We start from the raw sequence: 26,244 nt of genomic DNA, 5'->3' as shown, positions 1-26,244 counted from the left end.
GCTATGGATAGCCCCGCCGGCGTTTGAGGCGCGGGGTGCGGGGCAGCGCCCCGGAACCGGCGGTCAGCCGAACAGCCGCTCCAGGACCACCGCGATGCCGTCGTCCTCGTTGGACAGGGTGATCTCATCGGCGACAGCCACCAGCTCCCGATGGGCGTTGGCCATGGCCACCCCGTAGCCCGCCCACGCGAACATCGGCACATCGTTGGGCATGTCGCCGAAGGCGATCGTCTCCGACGCCGCCACCCCCAGGGCGGACGCGGCCCGCGCGAGCCCACTCGCCTTGTCGATGCCCGGCGGCTGGAGTTCCACCGTGTGCTCCCCCGCCATCGTCACGTTCACCAGGTCCCCGACCACCCCCCGCGCCACCCGCGTCAGCTCGTCGTCGTCCAGCCGCGGGTGTTGCAGCAGCACCTTGTTGATCGGCGAAGCCCACAGGTCCGAGCGCCGGCCCACCCGCACCGTCGGCAGGTGCGGGTGCCACATCCGGTAGCCCGGACCCATCAGCATCTCCGCGTCGATCCCCTCCTGGTTGACCGCCGCGTAGACCTCGCCGATCTCCGCCTCGATCTTGCCGAGGGCCACCTCGGCCAGCCCCCGGTCCATGGACACGGAGTGCAGCAGGTGCCCGCGCGCCGCGTCGTACACCTGCGCGCCCTGCCCGCACACCGCGAGCCCCGTATAGCCGAGGTCGTCCAGGACGTGCCGGACCTGCGGAACGGGGCGGCCGGTGACGATGATGTGCTGGGCGCCGGCCGCGCGGGCCGTGGCGAGCGCCGCGTACGAGCGGGCGGAGACGGTGTCCCCGGCACACAGCAGAGTCCCGTCCAGGTCAGTGGCGATCAAGGCGTAGGGGAGGGCCGGAGGCGGGGCGGAAGTCACGGCGCCAAGGATACGGACCCCTTTGGACAAGTCCTACAAATAGGGCCCGAATCCGGCCTCCCGCAGGCCCCACCAGCCACGTAACGTGTCAACCAGCCCCCGGGACACCCCCGGACCGCGTCGAAAGCGAGGCAGCACCCCATGCCCCAGCAGAGCCCCCTCGATGTTCCCGAGGGCGACCCGTTCGGGCCGCACAACCTCCCGTACGGCGTCTTCTCGACCGCGCAGGACGGCCGTCGCCGGATCGGTGTGCGGATCGGCGGACACGTGCTCGACGCGGGGGCCGTTGCCGTCGCGCTCGGGTCCCCGTACGCGGGGCTGCTCGGGCAGTCCTCGCTCAACCCGCTGCTCGCCGCCGGGCGCACCGCCTGGCGCGACGTGCGCCGCGCGCTGACCGCCTGGGTCACCGACCCCGGCCACCGGCCCACCGTGGAGCCGCACCTCGTGCCGCTCGACGCCGTCACCCTGCACCTGCCGTACGAGGTCGCCGACTACGTCGACTTCTACGCGAGCGAGCACCACGCCACCAACGTCGGGCGGATCTTCCGGCCGGACGGGGACGCGCTCACCCCCAACTGGAAGCACCTGCCCATCGGTTACCACGGCCGGTCCGGCACGATCGTGGTCTCCGGGACCGACGTCGTACGGCCCTCCGGGCAGCGCAAGGCGCCCACCGACCCCGCGCCCGTCTTCGGCCCGTCGGTCAAGCTCGACATCGAGGCCGAGGTCGGCTTCGTCGTCGGCACCCCCTCCGAGCTGGGCCGCCCGGTGGCGCTGGGCGACTTCGAGGACCACGTCTTCGGGCTGTTCCTCCTCAACGACTGGTCGGCGCGCGACATCCAGGCCTGGGAGTACGTGCCGCTCGGCCCCTTCCTCGGCAAGTCCTTCGCCACCTCCGTCTCCGCCTGGGTGACCCCGCTGGAGGCCCTGGACGCGGCCCGGGTCGCCCCGCCCGCCCGGGACTTCCCGCTCCTGCCCTACCTGGACGACTCCGCCGGCGACCGCCCCGGCGGCTTCGACCTGCGCATCACCGTCTCCATCAACGGGCAGGAGGTGGCGCAGCCGCCGTTCGCCTCCATGTACTGGACCGCCGCCCAGCAGCTCGCGCACATGACCGTCAACGGCGCCTCGCTGCGCACAGGTGACGTGTACGGCTCCGGCACCGTCAGCGGCCCCGACACCGGCCAGCGCGGCTCGCTGCTGGAGCTCACCTGGAACGGCCGCGACGCCATCGAACTCGCCGACGGCAAGCGCACCTTCCTGGAGGACGGGGACACCGTCACCCTCACCGCGTGGGCCCCCGGGGCCGACGGCACCCGCGTGGGCCTCGGCGAGGTCACCGGCCGGATCGTGGGATCCAGGTAGTCCACGCTTCGGACGGCGGGGTGGCGGATCTTTTCGCCGCCCCGCCGTAACCGCAGGTCACAGCGTTGATCGCGCGGCGTCTGGTGGCGCAATACTGTGGCAACACCACACCCCGCGCCCCGTCGGTATGTTCCGTGCCATGCCAGCCGAACGCACCGCCACGCACACCGTCCCGGTCGCCGCCGCGCGCCGGCGGCGGCTGCGCGCGGACCAGGCGCGCCAGCTCGCCGACCTGCTCCGCCACCAGATCCTGGCGGGCGGGTTCCCCGGCGGGGTCCTCCCGCTGGAGGACACCCTCGCCGCCGACTACGGCGCCGGCCGCAACACCGTCCGCCAGGCCCTCGACCTGCTGCGCGGCGAGCAGCTCGTGGAGCGCCGCCCGGGCGTCGGCACCGTCGTCGTCTGCGAGAAGTACCCGCACGGCCTGGACCGCCTCCAGGGCCTGGCCGAAACCCTCCACGAGCACGGCAAGGTCACCAACGAGGTCCGCACCGTCGGCCCCGTCCGCGCCCCCGCCCCGGTCGCCGGCCGCCTCGGCCTGCCCGAGCACACCGACGTGCTCTACATCGAGCGGCTGCGCCGCCTGGGCGGGCTGCCGCTCTCCCTCGACCTCACCTACGTCCCGATGGACATCGGGGCCGAACTCCTGGGCTGCGACCTGGAGAACACGGACGTCTTCCGGCTCCTGGAACAGCTCACCGGGCAGCCGCTCGGCCACGCCGAGATCACCCTCGAAGCCGTCAACGCCGACGCGCACTCCGCCGCCGTCCTCCAGGCCCCGCGCGGGGCCGCCGTCCTGATGCTGGAGCGGCTCACCCACCTGGCCGACGGACGCCCCGTGGACCTGGAGTTCATCCGCTTCCGCGGCGACCGGATCACCATGAGCGGCCTGCTGCGCCGCTCGCTCTGACCCCCTTGCGTACCCAGCCCACCTTCCTGGAGACAGCCATGCCTCTGGTCCCCCAGCGCGGCGACGTGCCCGTGACCATCGACGAGTCCCTGTGCATCGACGGCTGCACCCTCTGCGTCGACATGTGTCCGCTCGACTCGCTCGCGATCCGCGAGGACAACGGCAAGGCGTACATGCACGTGGACGAGTGCTGGTACTGCGGCCCGTGCGCCGCCCGCTGTCCCACCGGCGCGGTGACCGTCAACATGCCCTACCTGCTCCGGTGAAAGGCCCTGCCGCCATGCCCATGTCCATGCCCATGTCCACGCCCATGCGCACCAAGGCGCTGGCGCCCGCGCTCGTCCTGCTCCTCGCCCCCCTGGCCACCGCGTGCGGCGGCGACGCGTCCGGGGCCTCGGGTCCCAAGACCGTCACCGTGACCGTCGGCTACCAGTCCAAGACCATCAACACCGTCACCGCGGGCACCCTGCTGCGCTCCCTCGGCTACTTCGAGCAGGAGCTGGCCGCCCGGGGCAAGAAGGACGGGGTCACCTACAAGGTGGACTGGCAGGACTACGCCACCGGTGCCCCCATCACCGCCCAGATGACCGCCGGGAAGATCGACATCGGTTCGATGGGTGACTTCCCGCTCCTCATCAACGCGGCGCGCGGCAAGGAGCTCAAGCAGCCCACCCGTCTGGTGTCGGTGACCGGCTACAACCTGCGCGGCGGCCTCAACACCGTGGTCACCGCCCCGGATTCGAAGCTGGAGTCCCTCGCCGACCTGCGCGGCAAGAAGGTGTCGACCAGCGTCGGCTCCGCCGCCGACGGGACCCTCGTACGGGCCCTGCAGCGCGCCGGGATCGATCCGGAGAGCGGCATCCAGAAGCTCAACCAGCAGCCCAGCGTGGGCGCTTCGGCGCTCCAGGCGGGCAGCGCGGACGCGCTGTCGCAGTTCGTGGCGTGGCCGGGGCAGCTGGCGTACGAGGGGCGGGCGAAGGCCCTGTACGACGGCGCCGAGCTGAACCTGCCGACCTTCCACGGGGTCACCGTGCGCGAGAAGTTCGCGAAGGAGCGGGCCGGCGTACTGGACGACTTCCTGCGGGCGCAGCGCAAGGCCACCGACCACCTGCGGGCGGAGCCGGTCGCGGCCGCCGAGTCGGTGGCGAAGGAGACGGGCCTGCCGGCGGAGGTGGTGTACCTCTACAACGGGGCGAACGGCATCGCGACCTTCGACCCGGCCCTGCGCCCGGAGCTGGTGGACGCGCTGAAGCAGGACGTGCCGGTCCTGAAGGCGGCCAAGCTGGTCGGCGACGTGGACGTGGACGGCTTCGTGGACGCCGAGCCCCTGAAGCGGGCGGCGGCGGGCGCGCAGGAGTACCCGAAGGCGGCGGCCGCCCGCCCCGAGCTGTGGCTCAAGGGCCAGGCCCGCACCCAGTCCTACGACTCCCCGCGCGAGCTGCTGAAGGCCGCGCGCGGAGCGGAGGTCCGGGCGGCGTACGTGCCGGACGCGGTGACGGGGACCCTGTGGTTCGCGGACAAGGCGATCTGGGTCGCTGAAGGCTCCGATCTGCGCGCCTTCGTCACGCCGGCGGGCGCGAAGTCGTACGTCGACCAGCACACGGGGTCCGGGGCGCGGATCGTGAGCTTCGCCGAGGCCGGAGCCCTGGCGTCATGACGGCCGGGCGCTGGGCGCTGCGGGCGGCTTCGCTCGGCGCGGCCCTGCTGGTCTGGCAGGCGCTGACGTCCCTGGACGTGAACCTGTGGCTCCGCTTCGAGCAGTTCCCGACGGTGGACGAGGTGGCGTCGACGTTCGCGGGGCGGGCGGGAGCCGCGGCGTACTGGCAGGACCTCGGTTTCAGCCTGCGCCGGATCGTGGCGGGCTTCGCGCTCGCCGCGGTCCTGGGCGTGGCGGCGGGCACGGCCATCGCCCGGTCCCGGACCGCGGCCGATCTGCTGGGCCCGCTGCTGGAGGTGGCGCGGCCGGTCCCGGCGATCGCGCTCGTCCCGGTGGCGATCCTGCTCTTCCCCTCCAACGAGCAGGGGATCGTCTTCATCACCTTCGCGGCCGCCTTCTTCCCGGTGATGGTCTCGACGCGGCACGCGGTGGGGGCGCTGTCGCCGGTGTGGGAGGAGGCGGTGCTGACGATGGGCGGGGGCCGGGCCCGGATCCTGCTCTCCGTGGTCCTGCCCGGCGCCCTGCCGGGCATCTTCGGGGGGCTGTCGGTCGGCATCGGGGTGTCCTGGATCTGCGTGATCTCGGCGGAGATGATCTCCGGCGAGTACGGGGTGGGCTACCGGACCTGGCAGGACTACACGGTGGTCGACTACCCGGGCGTCTTCGTCGGCATGGTCACCATCGGGGCGCTGGGCTGGCTGACGTCCACGGCGGTGGAGCGCGCGGGCCGCCGCCTGACGCGCTGGCTCCCCCGTACCGCCGTGTCCTTGTCCCCCGCCACAGCATCTCGAACCCCCCGCCCGGCCCGGGTGCCGCTGCGCGGAGCCGACTCCCCACCCCGCGCCGCAGACGCCGGCAAGGCCGCGGTCGGGCGGGATTTTCACCCTGCGCGGCGTTTGAGCGCACCCGGTGCGGAGCGCCGGGACGGTGACAGGGCGGGTAGGGGATCAGCCCCGCAGGGCGCGACCACCGGAGGGACGCAGAAGTGACCACCCTGACCACCCTGACCACCCACAAGGCCGGCGCCACCCTCGCACTGCGCGGGGTGCGGCTCGGGCACCGCGGGAACGTGGTGCTCGACGGGCTCGACCTCGCGGTCGAAGCGGGCGAGGTACTGGCCGTCGTAGGCCCGTCCGGATGCGGGAAGTCCACGCTGCTGCGGACCCTGGCCGGGCTGCTGCCGCCCCTCGGCGGTGCGGTCGAGCAGGACGGCGCCCCGATCACCGGGCCCGGCGCCGACCGGGCCCTGGTCTTCCAGGACGACGCCCTGCTGCCCTGGCGCACGGTCCGCGCCAACGTCGAACTCCCCCTCGCCATCGGCCGCTCCCGGCTGCCCCGCGCCGAGCGACGGCGGGTCGCCGCCGAGTGGCTGGAACGGGTGGGGCTGGCCGGGCATGCGCTCAAGCACCCGCACCAGCTCTCCGGTGGCCAGCGCCAGCGCGTGCAGCTGGCCCGCGCCCTCGCCGCGCGCCCCCGCGCCGTCCTCATGGACGAGCCCTTCGGCGCGCTCGACGCCCAGACCCGGGCCGAGATGCAGGACCTCCTCGTGGACGTCCTCGCCGGCACCGGCGCGACCGTCGTCTTCGTCACCCACGACGTGGACGAGGCCCTCTTCCTCGGCGACCGCGTCGCCCTCCCGGCCACCGGCGAGGTGCTCCGCGTACCGCGGCCGCGCACCCGGGCCGCCGACAACGCCGCCCTGCGCCAGCAGATCATCGACTCCCTCTGACCAAACCGACCGAACCCGACCGAACCCGACCGAACGGAAAGGCAGCGCACCGTGGACATCCCCGCGATCGGCGACGCCGAGGAACTCTCCTGCGACGTCCTCGTCATCGGCGGCGGCACCGCCGGCACGATGGCGGCGCTGACCGCCGCCGAGCGCGGGGCCCGCGTCCTGCTGCTGGAGAAGGCCCACGTCCGCCACTCCGGCGCCCTCGCCATGGGCATGGACGGGGTCAACAACGCCGTCGTCCCCGGCCGCGCCGAACCCGACGACTACGTCGCCGAGATCACCCGTGCCAACGACGGCATCGTCGACCAGTCCACGGTCCGCCAGACCGCCACCCGCGGCTTCGCCATGGTCCAGCGCCTGGAGTCGTACGGGGTGAAGTTCGAGAAGGACGAGCACGGCGAGTACGCGGTGCGCCAGGTCCACCGCTCGGGCTCCTACGTCCTGCCCATGCCCGAGGGCAAGGACGTCAAGAAGGTCCTCTACCGGCAGCTGCGGCGCCGCGAGATGCGCGAGCGGATCCGCATCGAGAACCGGGTGATGCCGGTCCGCGTCCTCACCTCCCCGGAGGACGGCCGGGCCATCGGCGCGGCCGCCTTCAACACCCGCACCGGCGCCTTCGTGACCGTGCGCGCCGGGGCGGTGATCCTCGCGACGGGCCCCTGCGGACGGCTCGGACTCCCGGCCTCCGGCTACCTCTACGGGACGTACGAGAACCCGACCAACGCGGGCGACGGCTACGCCATGGCCTACCACGCGGGCGCCGCGCTGACCGGCATCGAGTGCTTCCAGATCAACCCGCTGATCAAGGACTACAACGGGCCCGCGTGCGCGTACGTCGCGAACCCCTTCGGCGGCTACCAGGTCAACCGGCACGGCGAGCGGTTCGTGGACTCCGACTACTGGTCGGGGCAGATGATGGCCGAGTTCGCGGAGGAACTCGCCTCGGACCGGGGGCCGGTGTACCTGAAGCTGAGCCACCTCCCGGAGGAGTCGGTGGCCTCTCTCGAATCGATTCTTCACACCACCGAGCGGCCCACGCGCGGCACCTTCCACGAGGGCCGCGGCCACGACTACCGGACGCACGACATCGAGATGCACATCTCGGAGATCGGACTGTGCGGGGGCCATTCCGCCTCGGGCGTCCGCGTCGACGACCACGCCCGCACCACCGTGCCCCGGCTGTACGCAGCCGGCGACCTGGCCTCCGTACCGCACAACTACATGATCGGGGCGTTCGTCTTCGGAGATCTGGCGGGCGCGGACGCCTCCCGGTACGCGGCGTACGAGGGCGAGTTGCCGGCCGATCAGCTGGCGGCGGCCCACGAGCTGGTCTACCGCCCGCTCCGCAACCCGGACGGGCCGCCGCAGCCGCAGGTGGAGTACAAGCTGCGGCGGTTCGTCAACGACTACGTGGCGCCGCCGAAGACGGGCGCGAAGCTCTCGCTCGCCGTGGAGGCCTTCGACCGGATGACCGGCGAGATCGCGGAGATGGGCGCGACCACCGCGCACGAGCTGATGCGGTGCGCGGAGGTGTCCTTCATCCGGGACTGCGCGGAGATGGCGGCCCGGTCCTCGCTGGCCCGTACGGAGTCGCGCTGGGGCCTCTACCACGAGCGGATCGACCACCCGGAGCGGGACGACGCGGGCTGGCTGCACCACCTGGACCTGCGCAAGTCCGCTTCGGGGGCGATGGAGTTCACGGCCCGTCCGGTGGAGCCGTACCTGGTGCCGGTGGACGGCTTCGCCCCGGAGGGCGGCCCGGAACGCCACCTGGGCGAGGTCGAGCTGACCCCGGTGGCGACGGCGGGCCCCCGCCAGGCGCCGCCGGCGGGGGCCGGGACGGTACGGGGATCCGGCCCGGCGCCGGCCGCGGACGAGACCTCGGCCGAACCGGGTGACCCCGACGGCACGCCGTCCGCGGGCGCCGCCTCGCCGCGGATCCTGGAACTCCTCGCCCTGTCCGAGGAGTCGCCGGACCTGGACGACCTGCGCCCGTACCTCTCCGACCCCGATCCGTCGGTGCGGGCCGCGGCCGTGGCCGCGCTCGGCGAGACCGTCCCCGCGGGGGCCGGGCCGGCCCTGGCCGAGCGGCTCGCGGATGCGGAACCCGCCGTCCGGGCGGCCGCCGCGGCCGCCCTGCGGGAGCTGCTCGAAGTCCTGCCGGGCGATCCGGAGCTGGCGTCAGGCCTGCGGGCCGCCCTCGCGGTGCCCGACGCGGCGGTGCGCTCGGCCTCGCTCGAAGCGCTACGGGCACTGCGGCTCGGGGACGCCGAGGTGTACGCGGACGCCCTGGCCGACACCGACCCGGACGTCCGCATCCACGCCGTGCGGGCCCTGGTCTCGGTGGACGCGGTCCCGGCGCTGGCGGCCGCCGCGGCGGACCCGGCCCGCGAGGTCCGGGTGGCCGTGGCCAAGGGCCTCGCCGCGGTGCACGCCCCGGCCCCGGAACCGCTGGACCCCCTGCTCGGCGACCCCGACCCGCTGGTGCGGGGCGCCGCGCTGGGAGCGTTGGCCGCGGCCGGCTGCCCGGCCCCGTACGCCCGCACCGCCGTGGCGGCACTGGCCGATCCGGCCTGGCAGGTCCGGGCGGGGGCGGCGGCGGCCCTGTCGGCCGCCGCCCCGGAGACGGCCGTACCGCCGCTGGCCAAGGCCCTGGCCGACGCCAACGCGGACGTCCGCAAGGCCGCCGTCCTGGCTCTGCTGACCCACCGGACCACCGAGGAGGCCCGGGCCGCCCTCGCCACGGCGGTCACCGACCCGGACGCGGACGTCCGCGCGTACGCCGCCCGGGCGGCCTGACCGGCGCGGCCCCGGCCCCCCGTTCGGAGGCGCGCCACGTGCGCCGGGCGGGGCGGGCCGGGATGGTGGACGGACGAACGGAACCGGGAACCCGTACCCCGTACCCCCACCCCAGGAGCCGCCGCCATGTCCGCACGCAGCCTGAAATCCGCTCTGGCCTGCGCGGCCGCCGTGTCGCTCGGCCTGGCCGCCGTGGCCCCGGCCCACGGGGTCGAGGGGCCCGCCCCCGACCCGCGCAACCCCCAGGCCATGAAGGACATGGCGACGGCGATCGCGGTGACGGCCAGGTACGTGGACGAGCGGGAGGCCCTCAAGGACGGGTACGTCCCGCACGGCCAGGAGTGCATGACCAACCCGTTCGGGGTGGGCTCCATGGGCTACCACTACGTCAAGCAGGCCAACTGGGGTTCGAAGGACCCCAGCAGGCCGACGGCGCTCCTCTACAGCACCGAGAAGGACCGCAACGGCCGTCGCAAGCTCCAGACGGTGGAGTGGATGTCCACCGACGGCGACCAGGACCTGAAGACCGCCGACGACCGTCCGAGCATGTTCGGCCTGCCCTTCGACGGACCCATGCCCGGCCACTGGGCGGGCATGCCCAAGCACTACGACCTGCACATGTGGGCCTACAAGGAGAACCCGGCCGGCCGCTTCCACAACTGGAACCCCGCCCTCAAGTGCCCTGGGCATATGACTCACCCGTAAGGGCGGCCTTCCCCGAGAACTCCGGCGATACGCTGAAGACACTCGCGAGACTGCGGCTCATGGGAGCTCTGATGAACCCGGAACACAGCTGGCCGATCCCGCCCCCGGGCGGCTGGACTGCCGACGACCTGGACACGCTTCCGAATCTGCCTCCGCACACGGAGCTGATCGACGGGAGCCTGATCTTCGTGAGTCCGCAAACCCGTTTCCACATGCGAGCTGTCAGCTTCTTCGAATGGCAGCTGCGGTCTGTGGTCCCTGGCGGGCTCGAAGTGCTGAGAGAGTTCACGATCGATATCGACCGGCACAACCGGCCCGAGCCGGACGTGATCGTTGTGGAGGACGACTCGGAGGAAGACCTGGACCAGACCCGACTCCCGGCGCGATCCGTACGGCTGGCCATCGAGGTCGTCTCCCCGGAGTCGGTGTCCCGCGACCGTCAGGCCAAGCCGATCAAGTATGCCCAGGCCCGGATCCCCCACTTCTGGCGGGTGGAGAACAAGGAGGGCAGGGCCGTGGTGTACGTCTACGAACTCGACCCTGCTACGCAGGCATACGTGGCGACCGGCATCTTCCACGACCGTCTCAAGGTCTCGGTTCCGTTCCCCATCGACCTGAACCTGGGTGAGATCACCGTGAAGCACCGCAGCGCCGAGTAGTTCATCCACGCGTGAGGGCCTGGCTCCCAAAAGGGGGCCAGGCCCTCACGCATACCCGGACCGGTCAGCGGACGAACGTGCTCGCCTGCCCCGCCAGGTCCAGGAAGTACTGCGGGGCCACACCCAGGACCAGCGTCACCGCGACGCCCACCGCGATGGTGGTCATCGTCAGCGGCGAGGGGACGGCCACCGTCGGGCCGTCGGCCTTCGGCTCGCTGAAGAACATCAGGACGATCACCCGGATGTAGAAGAACGCGGCGATCGCGGACGAGATGACACCGACCACGACCAGCGCCCCCGCACCGCCCTCCGCCGCCGCCTTGAAGACGGCGAACTTGCCGGCGAAGCCCGACGTCAGCGGAATGCCGGCGAAGGCCAGCAGGAACACCGCGAAGACCGCCGCCGTCAGCGGCGAACGGCGGCCGAGCCCCGCCCACTTGGACAGGTGCGTCGCCTCGCCGCCCGCGTCCCGCACGAGCGTGACCACCGCGAAGGCGCCGATCGTGACGAAGGAGTACGCGCCCAGGTAGAAGAGGACGGACTTGACGCCCTCCGCCGAGGTCGCGATCACACCGGCCAGGATGAAGCCCGCGTGCGCGATCGAGGAGTAGGCGAGGAGCCGCTTGACGTCGGTCTGGGTCACGGCGATCACCGCGCCCGCCAGCATCGTGACGATCGCGACGCCCCACATGACCGGCCGCCAGTCCCAGCGCAGGCCCGGCAGGACCACGTAGAGGAGACGGAGGAGGGCGCCGAAGGCGGCCACCTTCGTCGCCGCCGCCATGAAGCCGGTGACCGGGGTCGGGGCGCCCTGGTAGACGTCCGGGGTCCACATGTGGAAGGGGACCGCGCCGACCTTGAAGAGGAGGCCCATCAGGATCAGCGCGCCGCCGATCAGCAGCAGCGCGTCGTTGCCCATGGTGGAGGCCAGCGCCGGGTCGATCTTCGAGACCGTGCCGTCGACCACGTCGGCGATCGCCGCGTACGAGACCGAGCCCGCGTACCCGTAGAGCAGCGCGATGCCGAAGAGGAGGAAGGCGGAGGAGAAGGCGCCCAGCAGGAAGTACTTGACCGCGGCCTCCTGCGACATCAGCCGCTGGCGGCGGGCGACGGCGCAGAGCAGGTACAGCGGGAGGGAGAAGACCTCCAGCGCGATGAACAGCGTCAGCAGGTCGTTGGCCGCCGGGAAGATCAGCATCCCGGCGATCGCGAACAGGGCCAGCGGGAAGACCTCGGTGGTGGTGAAGCCCGCCTTGACGGCGGCCTTCTCGCTGTCGCTGCCCGGTACCGACGCCGCCTGGGCGGCGAAGGAGTCCACCCGGTTGCCGTGCGCGGCCGGGTCGAGGCGCCGCTCGGCGAAGGTGAAGATCGCGACGACCGAGGCCAGCAGGATGGTGCCCTGCAGGAACAGCGCCGGGCCGTCCACCGCGATGGCGCCCATCGCCGCGATGTGCGCCTTGGTGGACCCGTACCCGCCGGCCGCGAGGCCGACGACCGCCGCGAAGGCCGAGGCCAGCGCGGCCACGGCGAGGAACACCTGGACGTAGTAACGGGACTTGCGCGGTACGAAGGCCTCGACGAGGACTCCGAGAACCGCCGCGCCCACCACGATCAGGGTGGGCGCGAGCTGCGCGTACTCGATGACCGGCGCCGGGATCCGGTCGACCGGGCCTTCCGCCGCCAGTGTCCACAGGCTGTGGGCAGCAGTCATGGTGCTCACTTCGCCGCCTCCCCGTTCTTGGCTTCGACGTCGACTTCGGGCTTGGGGTCCTTCTGCTGGACGTCCGACATGGTGTGCTCCACCGCCGGGTTGACGATGTCGGTCAGCACCTTCGGGTACACGCCCAGCCCGATCAGCAGCGCGATCAGCGGGGCGACCACGAGCACCTCGCGCAGGCGCAGGTCCGGCATGGTGCGGACCTCCTCCTTCACGGGGCCGGTCATCGTGCGCTGGTAGAGCACCAGCGTGTAGAGCGCGGCCAGCACGATGCCGATGGTGGCGATGATGCCGACGACCGGGTACCGGGCGAACGTGCCCACCAGGACCAGGAATTCACTGACGAAGGGGGCGAGCCCCGGCAGTGAGAGGGTGGCGAGGCCGCCGATCAGGAAGGTGCCGGCGAGGACCGGGGCCACCTTCTGGACGCCGCCGTAGTCGGCGATGAGCCGCGAGCCGCGCCGCGAGATCAGGAAGCCGGCCACCAGCATCAGCGCGGCCGTCGAGATCCCGTGGTTGACCATGTAGAGCGTCGCCCCGGACTGCCCCTGGGAGGTCATCGCGAAGATGCCCAGGATGATGAAGCCGAAGTGCGAGATCGAGGCGTAGGCGACCAGCCGCTTGATGTCCCGCTGCCCGACCGCGACCAGCGCCCCGTAGACGATGCTGATCAGGGCCAGGACGAGGATCACCGGCGTGGCCCACTTGCTGGCCTCGGGGAAGAGCCCGAGGCAGAAGCGGAGCATCGCGAAGGTGCCCACCTTGTCGACGACCGCGGTGATCAGGACGGCGACCGGGGCGGTGGCCTCGCCCATCGCGTTCGGCAGCCAGGTGTGCAGCGGCCACAGCGGGGCCTTCACCGCGAAGGCGAAGAAGAAGCCGAGGAAGAGCAGCCGCTCGGTGTTGGTCGCCATGTCCAGCGTGCCCGCGGCGCGGGCCTCGGCGATCTCCTGGAGCGAGAAGTTCCCGGCGACCACGTAGAGCCCGATGACCGCGGCCAGCATGATCAGGCCGCCGACCAGGTTGTAGAGGAGGAACTTGACCGCCGCGTACGAGCGCTGCGCGGCCGCGTTCTCGTCGGACCCGGAGTGGGCCCGGTCCCCGAAGCCGCCGATGAGGAAGTACATCGGGATGAGCATGGCTTCGAAGAAGATGTAGAAGAGGAAGACGTCGGTGGCCTCGAAGGAGATGATCACCATCGCCTCGACCAGCAGGATCAGGGCGAAGAAGCCCTGGGTCGGCCGCCAGCGCGAAGAGGACGTCTCCAGCGGGTCGGCGTCGTGCCAGCCGGCCCCGATCACGAAGGGGATCAGCAGTGCGGTGAGCGCGATGAGCGCCACCCCGATGCCGTCCACGCCGAGCTCGTAGCGGACGCCGAAGTCGGCGATCCAGGCCCGGGATTCGGTGAGCTGGTAGCGGTCGCCACCCGGCTCGAAGCGGACCGCGACGAGCACGGCCAGGGCCAGGGTCGCCAGCGAGAAGAGCAGCGCGAGCCACTTGGCGACGGTCCTGCGGGCGGCCGGGACGGCCGCCGTCAGGATGGCGCCGACCGCGGGGACCGCGGCCGTCACCGTCAGAAGCGGGAAACTCATTTCACACCGCCCTCATCAGCAGGGTCGCGGCGATCAGGATCGCCGTGCCCCCGAACATCGAGACCGCGTAGCTGCGGGCGTAGCCGTTCTGGAGCTTGCGCAGCCGGCCCGAGAGCCCGCCGACCGAGGCGGCCGTGCCGTTGACCACCCCGTCGACCAGGCTGTGGTCCACGTACACGAGCGAGCGGGTCAGGTGCTCCCCGCCGCGCACCAGCACGACGTGGTTGAAGTCGTCCTGGAGCAGGTCCCGCCGGGCCGCCCGGGTGAGGAGCGAGCCGCGCGGGGCGAGGACCGGGACGGGCCTGCGGCCGTACATCGCCCAGGCGATGCCGACGCCGATGACCAGGACCACCATGGTGGAGGCGGTCACGGTCATGGCGCTGACCGGCGGGTGCCCGTGCTCGTAGCCGGTGACGGGCTCCAGCCACTTCAGGAAGCGCTCGCCGATCTCGAAGAAGCCGCCGGCGAAGACCGACCCGAAGGCCAGGATGATCATCGGGATGGTCATGGACTTCGGGGACTCGTGCGGGTGCGGGAGCTCCCCGGCTTCGTCCGCCTGCCAGCGCTTCTCGCCGAAGAAGGTGAGGAGCATGACCCGGGTCATGTAGAAGGCGGTGATGCCGGCGCCCAGCAGGGCGACCCCGCCCAGGATCCAGCCCTGGGTGCCGCCCTTGGCGAAGGCCGCCTCGATGATCATGTCCTTGGAAAAGAAGCCGGACAGGCCGGGGAAGCCGATGATCGCGAGATAGCCGAGGCCGAAGGTCACGAAGGTGACCGGCATGTACTTCCGCAGCGCCCCGTACTTGCGCATGTCGACCTCGTCGTTCATGCCGTGCATGACGGAGCCGGCGCCGAGGAAGAGGCCCGCCTTGAAGAAGCCGTGCGTGACCAGGTGCATGATCGCGAAGACGTAGCCGATGGGGCCGAGGCCCGCGGCGAGGATCATGTAGCCGATCTGCGACATCGTCGACCCGGCGAGGGCCTTCTTGATGTCGTCCTTCGCGCAACCGACGATCGCACCGAAGAGCAGCGTGACCGCGCCCACGATGGTGACCACCAGCTGGGCGTCGGGCGCCCCGTTGAAGATGGCGCCCGAGCGGACGATCAGGTACACGCCGGCCGTCACCATCGTCGCCGCGTGGATGAGGGCCGAGACCGGGGTCGGGCCCTCCATCGCGTCACCGAGCCAGGACTGCAGCGGGACCTGCGCCGACTTGCCGCAGGCGGCCAGCAGCAGCATCAGCCCGATCGCCGTCAGCGTGCCTTCCGAGGTCTCCCCCACCGCACCGAGCACCGGCCCGAAGGCGAAGGTCCCGAAGGTGGTGAACATCAGCATGATCGCGATCGACAGGCCCATGTCGCCGACCCGGTTGACCAGGAAGGCCTTCTTCGCGGCGGTGGCCGCGCTGGGCTTGTGCTGCCAGAAGCCGATCAGGAGGTACGAGGCGAGGCCCACGCCCTCCCAGCCGAAGTACAGCAGCAGGTAGTTGTCGGCGACGACCAGCAGGAGCATCGCCGCGACGAACAGGTTGAGGTAGCCGAAGAAGCGGCGGCGGCGCTCGTCGTGCTCCATGTACCCGATCGAGTACACGTGGATGAGCGTGCCCACCCCGGAGATCAGCAGGACGAAGGTCATCGACAGCTGGTCGAGTTGGAAGGCGATGTCCGCCTGGAAGCCCTCCACCGGCACCCAGCTGAACAGGCGCTGGTGCAGGGCCCGGTCCTCGGCGCCGCGCCCCAGCATGTCGGCGAAGAGCACCGCCCCGATGCCGAAAGAGACGGCCGCGAGCAGGGTGCCGATCCAGTGGCCGGACTTGTCGAGGCGCCGGCCGCCGCACAGCAGCACCGCCGCTCCGAGCAGGGGCGCTGCCACCAGCAGCGCAATCAGATTCTCCACTGTGAACGCCCCTTACAGCTTCATCAGGCTGGCGTCGTCGACCGAGGCCGAGTGGCGGGTACGGAACAGCGACACGATGATCGCCAGGCCGACCACGACCTCCGCGGCGGCGACGACCATCGTGAAGAACGCGATGATCTGGCCGTCGAGGTTGCCGTGCATCCGGGAGAAGGCGACGAAGGCGAGGTTGCAGGCGTTGAGCATCAGCTCGACGCACATGAACAGCACGATCGCGTTCTTCCGGATCAGCACTCCGGCCGCGCCGATGGTGAACAGCAGGGCCGCCAGGTACAGGTAGTTGACGGGATTCACTTCGAGGCCTCCTCACGGCCGAGGCGCTCCGAGGAGGCCTGCTCCAGTGCCTTGAGGTCGGACAGCGCCTCGCTGGAGACGTCCCGGATCTGGCCGCGGGCGCGCAGCGTCTTGTTGACCGTGAGCTCGGACGGGGTGCCGTCCGGCAGCAGGCCGGCCACGTCGACCGCGTTGTGCCGGGCGTAGACGCCGGGCGCGGGCAGCGGCGGGAGCTGCACGCCCTCCCGTACGCGCCGCTCCGCCAGCTCGCGCTGGGTGGCGGCCCGCTCGGTGCGCTCGCGGTGGGTGAGCACCATCGCGCCGACGGCCGCGGTGATCAGCAGCGCGCCGGTGATCTCGAAGGCGAAGACGTACTTGGTGAAGATCAGTTGGGCCAGGCCCTCGACGTGTCCGGCGGAGTTGATCCGGCCGAGCCCGTTGAAGTGGGTGAGCTTGGCGTTGCCGATGCCGGCGATGAGCAGGATGCCGAATCCGAGCCCGCACAGGACGGCCAGCCAGCGCTGGCCCTTGATGGTCTCCTTCAGCGAGTCGGCGGCGGTGACGCCGACGAGCATGACCACGAAGAGGAAGAGCATCATGATCGCGCCGGTGTAGACGATGACCTGGACGACGCCCAGGAAGTACGCCCCGTTGGCGAGGTAGAAGACCGCCAGGATGATCATCGTCCCGGCCAGGCTGAGGGCGCTGTGCACGGCCTTCTTCATCAGGATCGTGGCCAGCGCGCCGATGACGGCGATCGTGCCGAGGACCCAGAACTGGACCGCCTCGCCCGTGGAGGTCAGGGTGGCGGCTGCGAGGGCGCTCATGCCTCCACCTCCTCGGAGTCTTCCGCGACCTCGCCCTTGGAGACGGCCGGCTGCCGGACCGTGCCGGGGGCGGCCCCGGTCACCAGTCCGCGGTAGTAGTCCTGTTCGTCGGTGCCGGGGAAGATCGAGTGCGGTGCCTCGACCATGCCCTCGGTGAGCCCAGCGAGCAGCTGGTCCTTGGTGTAGATGAGCGATTCGCGGCTGGAGTCGGCCAGTTCGAACTCGTTCGTCATGGTCAGCGCCCTCGTCGGGCACGCCTCGACGCACAGCCCGCACAGGATGCAGCGGGCGTAGTTGATCTGGTAGACCGCGCCGTACCGCTCGCCCGGGGAGTAGCGCTCCTCCTCGGTGTTGTCCGCGCCCTCCACGTAGATGGCGTCGGCGGGACAGGCCCAGGCGCACAGTTCGCACCCGATGCACTTCTCCAGACCGTCCGGGTGCCGGTTGAGCTGATGCCGTCCGTGGAAGCGCGGGGCGGTCGTCTTGTGCTGCTCCGGGTACTGCTCGGTGAGGCGCTTCTTGAACATGGCCTTGAAGGTCACGCCGAAGCCGGCCACCGGGTTCTGCCACTTCTCGTTCGGGTCGGTGTCAGCCATTCTCAGCACCCTCCTCTCGGTCACTCTCAGTATTCGCGCCACCACTGACAATCAGCTCCCGCTCGCTCCGCGGCCGTCGGCGCGGTACGGGTGCCAGGTGCTGGCCGGGCTTGGGCGGTACGGGGAACCCGCCGGCGAGGGGGTCGAAGGGCTCGGCCGCGGCGGCCTTGCCTGCCTCCTCGGCGGCGGCCTTCTCGCGCTTGTCGCGGAAGAGGTCGGCGACGAAGGAGAGGAGCAGGATCGCCACGACGGCGCCGCCCACGTAGAGGACGATCTCGCTGAAGTCGTACTGCTCGTTGCGCAGCGCCCGGACGGTGGCGACCAGCATCAGCCAGACCACGGAGACCGGGATCAGCACCTTCCAGCCGAGCTTCATCAGCTGGTCGTAGCGCACGCGCGGCAGCGTGCCGCGCAGCCAGATGAAGAAGAAGAGCAGCAGCTGGACCTTGAGGACGAACCAGAGCATCGGCCACCAGCCGTGGTTCGCGCCCTCCCAGTACGTGGAGATCGGCGCCGGGGCCCGCCAGCCGCCCAGGAAGAGGGTGACGGAGACCGCCGAGACGGTGACCATGTTGACGTACTCGGCGAGCATGAACAGCGCGAACTTGATGGAGGAGTACTCGGTGTTGAAGCCGCCGACGAGGTCGCCCTCGGACTCCGGCATGTCGAAGGGGGCGCGGTTCGTCTCGCCGACCATCGTGATGACGTAGATGATGAAGGAGACCGGCAGCAGGACGATGTACCAGCGGTCCGCCTGGGCTTCGACGATCGCCGAGGTCGACATCGACCCGGAGTAGAGGAAGACCGAGGCGAAGGCCGCGCCCATCGCGATCTCGTAGGAGATCATCTGCGCGCAGGAGCGCAGGCCGCCGAGGAGCGGGTAGGTCGAGCCGGAGGACCAGCCCGCCAGGACGATGCCGTAGATGCCGACCGAGGCCACCGCGAGGATGTAGAGCATCGCGATGGGCAGGTCGGTGAGCTGCATGGTGGTGCGCTGGCCGAAGATCGAGACCTCGTTGCCGGAGGGCCCGAAGGGGATCACCGCGATGGCCATGAAGGCCGGGATCGCCGCGATGATCGGGGCCAGGACGTACACCACCTTGTCGGCCCGCTTGACGATGAGGTCTTCCTTCAGCATCAGCTTCACGCCGTCGGCGAGCGACTGGAGCATGCCCCAGGGGCCGTGCCGGTTGGGGCCGATGCGCAGCTGCATCCAGGCGACGACCTTGCGCTCCCACACGATGGAGAAGAGCACGGTCACCATCAGGAAGGCGAAGCAGAACACCGCCTTGATGACGACGAGCCACCAGACGTCCCGGCCGAACAGGGACAGGTCCTCGGTGGCCAGCTGTACCGCGTTCACGCGCCCACCTCCGCAGTGGTGCCGTCGGCGTCGGCCGGGGTCGCCGGGCCGATCCGTACGAGGGTGCCGGGCCGGGCGCCGGTGTCGGCGAGGACGCCGGAGCCGGTGGAGTTCAGCGGGAGCCAGACCACGCGGTCGGGCATCTCGGTGATCCGGAGCGGGAGTTCCACGGAGCCGGCCGGGCCGGTGACCGCGAGGACGTCCCCGTTCTTGACGCCCGTCTCGGCGGCCGTGGCGGCCGACAGGCGGGCACTGGCCTCGTGCCGGGTGCCGGCCAGGGCCTCGTCGCCCTCCTGGAGCCTGCCCTGGTCGAGGAGGAGCCGGTGGCCCGCGAGGACGGCCTCGCCGGCGCCCGGGCGGGGCAGCGGCGCGGTGTCCGCGGACTGCTCGGCGGCCCGCTCCCCGGCCCACGGGCCGAGCCCGTCGAGCTCCCGGCGTACGGCGTGTACGTCGGGCAGCGCGATCGGCCGGTCGGCAGCGTCGGCCAGCATGTGCAGCACGCGGGCGTCGGCCGGGGCGAGCCGGCGGGTCATCTGGTCGGGCTTGAGCGCGGCCTCGAACGGCCGGACCCTGCCCTCCCAGTTGATGAAGGCGCCCGCCTTCTCGGCCACGGCGGCGACGGGGAACACCACGTCGGCGTGGTCGGTGACCGCGCCGGGCCGCAGTTCCAGGGAGACCACGAAGGCTTCCTTGAGGGCGGCCTCGGCGCGGGCCGGGTCGGGCAGGTCGGTGACCTCGACGCCCGCTACCAGCAGGGCGGACAGTTCGCCCGTAACGGCGGCCTCGACGATCTGGCCGGTGTCGCGGCCGTAGCGGTGCGGGAGTTCGTCCAGGCCCCAGGCGGTGGCGACCTCGTCGCGGGCCCGCGGGTCGGTGGCCGGGCGGCCGCCCGGCAGCAGGGACGGCAGCGCGCCCGCCTCGACGGCGGCCCGCTCCCCGGCCCGGCGCGGGATCCACACCAGCTTCGCGCCGGTCGCGGCGGCGGCCCGTACGGCGGCGGTCAGCGCGCCGGGCACTCCGGCGAGCCGCTCCCCGACGACGATGACCGCGCCGGGCTGGCGCAGCGCCTCGGCGGCGACGGCGCCGCCCGCCTCCAGTCCGGTACGGGAGGCCAGCGCGTCCAGCCACTCGGGCTCGGTGCCGGGGGCGGCGGCCAGCAGGGTGCCGCCCGCCTTCTCCAGGCCGCGGGTGGCGAAGGGGGCGAGGGCGAAGGTCCGCTGCTTGTGCTTGCGGTGGGCCTTGCGCAGCCGCAGGAAGACCCCGGGGGCCTCCTCCTCGGCCTCGATGCCGGCGAGCAGCACCGCGGGCGCCGCCTCCAGCGAGGTGTACGTGACACCCGTTCCGTCGAGGTCCTTGCCGGTGCCGGCCACGGTGGCGGCCAGGAACTCGGCCTCCTCCGCGCTGTGCACGCGCGCCCGGAAGTCGATGTCGTTGGTGTCGAGCACCACCCGGGCGAACTTGGAGTACGCGTACGCGTCCTCGACGGTGAGCCGGCCGCCCGTCAGCACCCCGGCCCGGCCGCGCGCGGCGGCCAGCCCGTTCGCCGCGGCCTCCAGGGCCTCGGGCCAGCTCGCGGGCTCCAGGACCCCGGCGGCATTGCGGACCAGCGGGGTGTCCAGGCGGTCGCGCTGCTGTGCGTAGCGGAAGCCGAAGCGGCCCTTGTCGCAGACCCACTCCTCGTTGACCTCCGGGTCCTCGGCGGCCAGCCGGCGCAGCACCTTGCCGCGGCGGTGGTCGGTCCGGGTCGCGCAGCCGCCCGCGCAGTGCTCGCACACGCTCGGGGAGGAGACGAGGTCGAAGGGGCGGGAGCGGAACCGGTAGGCGGCCGAGGTCAGGGCGCCGACGGGGCAGATCTGGATGGTGTTGCCGGAGAAGTACGACTCGAAGGGGTCGCCCTCGCCGATGCCCACCTGCTGGAGCGCGCCGCGCTCCAGCAGCTCGATCATCGGGTCGCCGGCGATCTCGTTGGAGAAGCGGGTGCAGCGCGCGCACAGCACGCACCGCTCGCGGTCCAGGAGCACCTGGGTGGAGATCGGGACCGGCTTCTCGTAGGTGCGCTTCTTGCCCTCGAACCGCGATTCGGCGTTGCCGTGCGACATCGCCTGGTTCTGGAGCGGGCACTCGCCGCCCTTGTCGCAGACCGGGCAGTCCAGCGGGTGGTTGATGAGCAGCAGCTCCATCACCCCGCGCTGGGCCTTGTCGGCGACCTCGGAGGTCAGCTGCGTCTTGACGACCATGCCGTCGGTGCAGGTGATGGTGCAGGAGGCCATCGGCTTGCGCTGGCCCTCGACCTCGACGATGCACTGGCGGCAGGCACCGGCCGGGGAGAGGAGGGGGTGGTCGCAGAACCGGGGGATCTCGACGCCGAGCTGCTCGGCGGCCCGGATGACGAGGGTGCCCTTGGGGACCGACAGCTCGACGCCGTCGATGGTCAGGGTCACCAGGTTCTCCGGTGGTACGGCCGCTTCGCCGCCACCGGCGGGAGCGTTCGTGGCGACGGTCATGCGGTCACCTCCGTGTCAGCCCAGAGGGTCGACTTCTTGGGGTCGAAGGGGCAGCCCTTCCCGGTGATGTGCTGCTCGTACTCCGCGCGGAAGTACTTGAGCGAGGAGAAGATCGGGCTGGCCGCGCCGTCGCCGAGCGCGCAGAAGGACTTGCCGTTGATGTTGTCGGCGATGTCGTTCAGCTTGTCGAGGTCGGACATGACGCCCTTGCCGGCCTCGATGTCGCGCAGCAACTGGACCAGCCAGTACGTGCCTTCGCGGCAGGGTGTGCACTTGCCGCAGGACTCGTGGGCGTAGAACTCGGTCCACCGGGTCACGGCCCGCACCACGCAGGTGGTCTCGTCGAAGCACTGGAGGGCCTTGGTGCCGAGCATCGAGCCGGCCGCGCCCACGCCCTCGTAGTCGAGCGGGACGTCCAGGTGCTCGTCGGTGAACATGGGGGTGGAGGAGCCGCCCGGGGTCCAGAACTTCAGCCGGTGCCCGGGCCGCATCCCGCCGCTCATGTCGAGCAGCTGGCGCAGGGTGATGCCGAGCGGGGCCTCGTACTGGCCGGGTCCGACGACGTGCCCGGAGAGCGAATACAGCGTGAAGCCGGGGGACTTCTCGGTCCCCATCGCCTTGAACCAGTCCTTGCCCTTGTTCAGGATCGCGGGAACCGAGGCGATGGACTCGACGTTGTTGACGACAGTGGGGCACGCGTAGAGCCCCTCGACGGCAGGGAAGGGAGGACGCAGCCGGGGCTGACCGCGCCGGCCTTCGAGGGAGTCGAGCAGCGCCGTCTCCTCGCCGCAGATGTACGCGCCCGCCCCCGCGTGCACCGTGATGTCGAGGGTGCGACCGGTCCCGTCGATGTCCTTGCCGAGGTATCCCGCCGCGTACGCCTCGCGCACGGCCTCGTGCAGGCGCCGCAGTACGGGCACCGTCTCCCCGCGCAGGTAGATGAAGGCGTGCTCCGAGCGGATCGCGTAGCAGGCGATGATCATTCCCTCGATGAGGGAATGCGGGTTGGCGAAGAGGAGGGGGATGTCCTTGCAGGTTCCCGGCTCCGACTCGTCCGCGTTCACGACGAGGTAGTGCGGCTTTCCGTCGCCCTGCGGGATGAACTGCCACTTCATTCCGGTGGGGAAGCCCGCGCCGCCGCGCCCGCGCAGACCCGAGTCCTTCACGTAGGCGATGAGGTCGTCCGGGGTCATCGCGAGGGCCTTGCGCAGGCCCTCGTAGCCCTCGTGGCGCCGGTAGGTCTCCAGCGTCCACGACTGCGGCTCGTCCCAGAAGGCCGACAGGACGGGGGCGAGGAGCTTCTCCGGGCTGGTGCCTCCCCCGGCTTCCGGCCGGGAGGTGCCCCCATTGCTCAGTTCGGAGGACACGGTCATCACTCCCCTCCCTCGTTGGTGGTGTCGCCGCGGGACTCGCCCCGCGATGCGCCCCGCGGGTGCACGATCGAGGGGTGCGGGGACTCGCCGCGCGCGATGCGCAGTCCGATCAGGGAGGCGGGGCCGGCGCCGCCGCTCGCCTCGACCGCGCCCTCGCGCTCGTCGGGGAAACCGGCCAGGATCCGGGCGGTCTCCTTGTAGGTGCACAGCGGCGCGCCCCGGGTCGGCGAGACCTCGCGGCCCGCCAGCAGGTCGTCGACCATGGCCTTGGCGGATTCGGGCGTCTGGTTGTCGAAGAACTCCCAGTTGACCATCACCACGGGGGCGAAGTCGCAGGCCGCGTTGCACTCGATGTGCTCCAGCGTGACCTTGCCGTCGGGGGTGGTCTCGTTGTTGCCGACCCCGAGGTGCTGCTTGAGCTCGTCGAAGATGGCGTCGCCGCCCATGACCGCACACAGGGTGTTCGTACAGACGCCGACCTGGTAGTCGCCGGAGGGCTTGCGCCGGTACATCGTGTAGAAGGTGGCGACCGCCGTGACCTCGGCGGTGGTCAGGCCCAGCACCTCGGCGCAGAAGCGGATGCCGGTGCGCGAGACGTAGCCCTCCTCCGACTGGCACAGGTGCAGCAGCGGCAGCAGCGCGCTGCGGCTGTCGGGGTAGCGGGCGATGACCTCGGCGGCGTCCGCCGCGAGCCGCTCGCGCACCTCCGCCGGGAAGTCCGGGGCCGGCAGCTGCGGCATGCCCAGAGAAATGTCTGTCATCGGTCGACGCCTCCCATCACGGGGTCGATGGAGGCGACGGCGACGATGACGTCGGCGACCTGGCCGCCCTCGCACATCGCGGCCATGGCCTGCAGGTTGGTGAAGGACGGGTCGCGGAAGTGGACCCGGTAGGGGCGGGTGCCGCCGTCGGAGACGACGTGGACCCCGAGCTCGCCCTTGGGCGACTCGACGGCCGCGTACGCCTGCCCGGCCGGTACCCGGAAGCCCTCGGTCACCAGCTTGAAGTGGTGGATGAGGGCCTCCATGGAGGTGCCCATGATGTTCCGGATGTGGTCGAGCGAGTTGCCGAGGCCGTCCGGGCCCATCGCGAGCTGCGCCGGCCAGGCGATCTTCTTGTCGGCGACCATCACCGGGCCCGGCTCCAGCCGCTCCAGGCACTGCTCGACGATCCGCAGCGACTGGCGCATCTCCTCCAGGCGGATCAGGAACCGCCCGTAGGAGTCGCAGCTCTCGGTGGTCGGCACGTCGAACTCGTAGTTCTCGTAGCCGCAGTACGGGTCCGACTTGCGCAGGTCGTGCGGCAGGCCGGCGGAGCGCAGGATCGGGCCGGTGGCGCCCAGCGCCATGCAGCCGGTGAGGTCGAGGTAGCCGACGTCCTGCATGCGGGCCTTGAAGATGGGGTTGCCGGTGGCGAGCTTGTCGTACTCCGGCAGGTTCTTCTTCATGGTCTTGATGAACTCGCGCAGCTGGTCCACGGCGCCCGGGGGCAGGTCCTGCGCGAGGCCGCCGGGGCGGACGAACGCGTGGTTCATGCGCAGGCCGGTGATCAGCTCGAAGATGTCGAGGATCAGCTCGCGGTCGCGGAAGCCGTAGATCATGATCGTGGTCGCGCCCAGCTCCATGCCGCCGGTGGCGATGCACACCAGGTGGGAGGAGATCCGGTTGAGCTCCATCAGCAGGACGCGGATGACGGTGGCGCGGTCCGGGATCTGGTCGGTGATGCCCAGGAGCTTCTCGACGCCCAGGCAGTACGCCGTCTCGTTGAAGAACGGCGTCAGGTAGTCCATGCGCGTGACGAAGGTGGTGCCCTGCGTCCAGTTCCGGTATTCGAGGTTCTTCTCGATGCCGGTGTGCAGGTAGCCGATGCCGCAGCGGGCCTCGGTGACCGTTTCGCCGTCGATCTCCAGGATCAGGCGGAGCACGCCGTGGGTGGACGGGTGCTGGGGGCCCATGTTGACGACGATGCGCTCGTCGTCCGCCTTGGCCGCGGACTGGACGATCTCGTCCCAGTCGCCGCCGGTGACGGTGTAGACGAGGCCTTCGGTGGTCTCCCGGGAGGAGGCGTGGTTTGACGTTGACATCAGCTGTACGACCTCCGCTGGTCGGGAGCCGGGATCTGGGCGCCCTTGTACTCGACGGCGATGCCGCCGAGCGGGTAGTCCTTGCGCTGCGGGAAGCCCTGCCAGTCGTCCGGCATCATGATCCGGGTGAGGGCCGGGTGCCCGTCGAAGACCAGGCCGAAGAAGTCGTACGTCTCGCGCTCGTGCCAGTCGTTGGTCGGGTAGACGGAGACGAGCGAGGGGACGTGCGGGTCGCGGTCCGGTACGGACACCTCCAGCCGCACGATCCGGCCGTGGGTCAGCGAGCGCAGGTGGTAGACGGCGTGCAGTTCGCGGCCCTTGTCTTCGGGGAAGTGGACCCCGCTGACGCCGGTGCAGAGCTCGAAGCGCAGGGCCGGGTCGTCGCGCAGGGTCGCGGCGACGCGTACGAGGTGCTCGCGGGCGATGTGGAGAGTGAGCTCCCCCCGATCGACGACCACCTTCTCGATCGCGTTCTCCGGGAGCAGGCCCTGCTCATCCAGCGCGCCCTCCAGCTCGTCCACGACCTCGTCGAAGTACGAGCCGTAAGGCCGAGCGGACGCCCCCGGCAGGGTGATCGTCCGGACCAGGCCGCCGTAGCCGCTGGTGTCACCGCCGTTCGCGGCTCCGAACATGCCCTTGCGGACGCCGATGACCTCGGGGCCGCTCACGCGCGGGGCGGGGACGTTGTTGCCGTTGCCGCCGTTGGTGCCGTTCTCCGGCTCTTGGGTCTCGCTCACCGGAGCAGCCCCTTCATCTCGATGGTGGGGAGGGCCTTGAGGGCCGCCTCCTCCGCCTCACGGGCCGCCTCTTCCCGGTTCACGCCGAGCTTGCCGCCCTGGATCTTCTGGTGGAGCTTGAGGATCGCGTCCATCAGCATCTCGGGGCGGGGCGGGCAGCCGGGGAGGTAGATGTCCACCGGGACGATGTGGTCGACGCCCTGGACGATCGCGTAGTTGTTGAACATTCCGCCTGAAGATGCACAAACCCCCATGGAGATGACCCATTTGGGAGCGGGCATCTGGTCGTACACCTGCCGCAGCACCGGCGCCATCTTCTGGCTGACCCGGCCGGCCACGATCATCAGGTCGGCCTGGCGCGGGGAACCGCGGAAGACCTCCATGCCGAAGCGGGCCAGGTCGTACCGGCCGGCTCCGGTGGTCATCATCTCGATGGCACAGCAGGCGAGGCCGAAGGTCGCGGGGAAGACGGATGACTTGCGCACCCAGCCCGCGGCCTGTTCGACGGTGGTCAGCAGAAAGCCGCTCGGCAGCTTCTCTTCCAGTCCCATG

Annotated in this window: 23 protein-coding genes; 9 read left to right on the top strand and 14 right to left on the bottom strand. The window is 71.2% G+C overall.

The window, feature by feature from the left end:
- Positions 1-63: 63 nt before the first annotated feature.
- Positions 64-882: an HAD family hydrolase gene (locus ACFWBN_RS29465; RefSeq protein WP_385181290.1), complete on the bottom strand. Its 819-nt coding sequence runs from the start codon at positions 880-882 to the stop codon at positions 64-66.
- 141 nt (positions 883-1,023) lie between these two features.
- Between ACFWBN_RS29465 and fahA the strand changes: the two genes are divergently transcribed.
- From fahA to ACFWBN_RS29420, 9 genes are all read left to right on the top strand, one after another.
- Positions 1,024-2,247: a fumarylacetoacetase gene (gene fahA, locus ACFWBN_RS29460; protein WP_385181287.1), complete on the top strand. Its 1,224-nt coding sequence runs from the start codon at positions 1,024-1,026 to the stop codon at positions 2,245-2,247.
- 139 nt (positions 2,248-2,386) lie between these two features.
- Positions 2,387-3,157: a GntR family transcriptional regulator gene (locus ACFWBN_RS29455; RefSeq protein WP_385181284.1), complete on the top strand. Its 771-nt coding sequence runs from the start codon at positions 2,387-2,389 to the stop codon at positions 3,155-3,157.
- Positions 3,158-3,195: 38 nt separating this feature from the next.
- Positions 3,196-3,423 (top strand): ferredoxin family protein, encoded by a 228-nt coding sequence (locus ACFWBN_RS29450; RefSeq protein ID WP_030710222.1) that lies wholly within the window; start codon positions 3,196-3,198, stop codon positions 3,421-3,423.
- A gap of 44 nt (positions 3,424-3,467) precedes the next feature.
- Entirely contained in the window at positions 3,468-4,814 is a 1,347-nt protein-coding gene (locus tag ACFWBN_RS29445; protein WP_385181297.1) for an ABC transporter substrate-binding protein, read from the top strand.
- Entirely contained in the window at positions 4,811-5,803 is a 993-nt protein-coding gene (locus ACFWBN_RS29440; protein ID WP_385181280.1) for an ABC transporter permease, read from the top strand. The genes ACFWBN_RS29445 and ACFWBN_RS29440 overlap by 4 nt, the downstream gene beginning before the upstream one ends.
- Positions 5,800-6,543, top strand: a complete 744-nt coding sequence (locus tag ACFWBN_RS29435) for an ABC transporter ATP-binding protein (protein ID WP_385181277.1) — start codon at positions 5,800-5,802, stop codon at positions 6,541-6,543. Before ACFWBN_RS29440 ends, ACFWBN_RS29435 begins: the two co-directional genes overlap by 4 nt.
- Positions 6,544-6,594: 51 nt before the next feature.
- Entirely contained in the window at positions 6,595-9,348 is a 2,754-nt protein-coding gene (locus ACFWBN_RS29430) for a fumarate reductase/succinate dehydrogenase flavoprotein subunit (protein WP_385181272.1), read from the top strand.
- A gap of 126 nt (positions 9,349-9,474) precedes the next feature.
- The gene (locus ACFWBN_RS29425; protein ID WP_385181269.1) at positions 9,475-10,053 is read left to right on the top strand and encodes a hypothetical protein; all 579 of its coding nucleotides are present in this window, start codon (positions 9,475-9,477) and stop codon (positions 10,051-10,053) included.
- A 59-nt stretch (positions 10,054-10,112) separates the two neighbouring features.
- Positions 10,113-10,712, top strand: a complete 600-nt coding sequence (locus tag ACFWBN_RS29420; protein ID WP_385181266.1) for a Uma2 family endonuclease — start codon at positions 10,113-10,115, stop codon at positions 10,710-10,712.
- Between the two features lie 64 nt (positions 10,713-10,776).
- Here the strand turns inward: ACFWBN_RS29420 and nuoN are convergent, their stop codons facing one another.
- From nuoN to ACFWBN_RS29355, 13 genes are read right to left on the bottom strand one after another with little or no spacing between them, the layout of a single operon-like run.
- Complete coding sequence (gene nuoN, locus ACFWBN_RS29415) at positions 10,777-12,423, bottom strand: NADH-quinone oxidoreductase subunit NuoN (protein WP_385181294.1); 1,647 nt, start codon at positions 12,421-12,423, stop codon at positions 10,777-10,779.
- 5 nt (positions 12,424-12,428) lie between these two features.
- Entirely contained in the window at positions 12,429-14,021 is a 1,593-nt protein-coding gene (locus ACFWBN_RS29410) for an NADH-quinone oxidoreductase subunit M (protein WP_385181263.1), read from the bottom strand.
- A 1-nt stretch (position 14,022) separates the two neighbouring features.
- Positions 14,023-15,918, bottom strand: coding sequence for an NADH-quinone oxidoreductase subunit L (gene nuoL / locus ACFWBN_RS29405; protein ID WP_385181260.1), 1,896 nt, complete (start codon positions 15,916-15,918; stop codon positions 14,023-14,025).
- Positions 15,919-15,930: 12 nt separating this feature from the next.
- On the bottom strand, positions 15,931-16,230 hold the full coding sequence (nuoK, locus tag ACFWBN_RS29400) for an NADH-quinone oxidoreductase subunit NuoK (RefSeq protein ID WP_030864698.1): 300 nt from the start codon (positions 16,228-16,230) through the stop codon (positions 15,931-15,933).
- Positions 16,227-17,036: an NADH-quinone oxidoreductase subunit J gene (locus ACFWBN_RS29395; RefSeq protein ID WP_385181256.1), complete on the bottom strand. Its 810-nt coding sequence runs from the start codon at positions 17,034-17,036 to the stop codon at positions 16,227-16,229. The genes nuoK and ACFWBN_RS29395 overlap by 4 nt, the downstream gene beginning before the upstream one ends.
- Positions 17,033-17,632, bottom strand: a complete 600-nt coding sequence (gene nuoI / locus ACFWBN_RS29390) for an NADH-quinone oxidoreductase subunit NuoI (protein ID WP_385181253.1) — start codon at positions 17,630-17,632, stop codon at positions 17,033-17,035. Before nuoI ends, ACFWBN_RS29395 begins: the two co-directional genes overlap by 4 nt.
- Entirely contained in the window at positions 17,625-18,995 is a 1,371-nt protein-coding gene (nuoH, locus tag ACFWBN_RS29385; protein WP_385181249.1) for an NADH-quinone oxidoreductase subunit NuoH, read from the bottom strand. The genes nuoI and nuoH overlap by 8 nt, the downstream gene beginning before the upstream one ends.
- The gene (locus ACFWBN_RS29380; RefSeq protein ID WP_385181246.1) at positions 18,992-21,499 is read right to left on the bottom strand and encodes an NADH-quinone oxidoreductase subunit G; all 2,508 of its coding nucleotides are present in this window, start codon (positions 21,497-21,499) and stop codon (positions 18,992-18,994) included. The genes nuoH and ACFWBN_RS29380 overlap by 4 nt, the downstream gene beginning before the upstream one ends.
- Positions 21,496-22,872: an NADH-quinone oxidoreductase subunit NuoF gene (gene nuoF / locus ACFWBN_RS29375; RefSeq protein WP_385181243.1), complete on the bottom strand. Its 1,377-nt coding sequence runs from the start codon at positions 22,870-22,872 to the stop codon at positions 21,496-21,498. The genes ACFWBN_RS29380 and nuoF overlap by 4 nt, the downstream gene beginning before the upstream one ends.
- Complete coding sequence (nuoE, locus tag ACFWBN_RS29370; protein WP_385181241.1) at positions 22,872-23,633, bottom strand: NADH-quinone oxidoreductase subunit NuoE; 762 nt, start codon at positions 23,631-23,633, stop codon at positions 22,872-22,874. The genes nuoF and nuoE overlap by 1 nt, the downstream gene beginning before the upstream one ends.
- Complete coding sequence (locus tag ACFWBN_RS29365; protein WP_385181239.1) at positions 23,630-24,955, bottom strand: NADH-quinone oxidoreductase subunit D; 1,326 nt, start codon at positions 24,953-24,955, stop codon at positions 23,630-23,632. Before ACFWBN_RS29365 ends, nuoE begins: the two co-directional genes overlap by 4 nt.
- A complete protein-coding gene (locus ACFWBN_RS29360) occupies positions 24,955-25,692 on the bottom strand; it encodes an NADH-quinone oxidoreductase subunit C (RefSeq protein WP_385181237.1) in 738 nt (245 codons plus the stop codon). The genes ACFWBN_RS29365 and ACFWBN_RS29360 overlap by 1 nt, the downstream gene beginning before the upstream one ends.
- A complete protein-coding gene (locus ACFWBN_RS29355; RefSeq protein WP_030162005.1) occupies positions 25,689-26,243 on the bottom strand; it encodes an NADH-quinone oxidoreductase subunit B family protein in 555 nt (184 codons plus the stop codon). Before ACFWBN_RS29355 ends, ACFWBN_RS29360 begins: the two co-directional genes overlap by 4 nt.
- Position 26,244: the final 1 nt, after the last annotated feature.

The sequence above is a fragment of the Streptomyces sp. NPDC059989 genome (genome assembly GCF_042736975.1).
Classification (GTDB): Bacteria; Actinomycetota; Actinomycetes; order Streptomycetales; family Streptomycetaceae; genus Streptomyces.
This window is presented reverse-complemented; position numbering and strand designations above follow the sequence as displayed.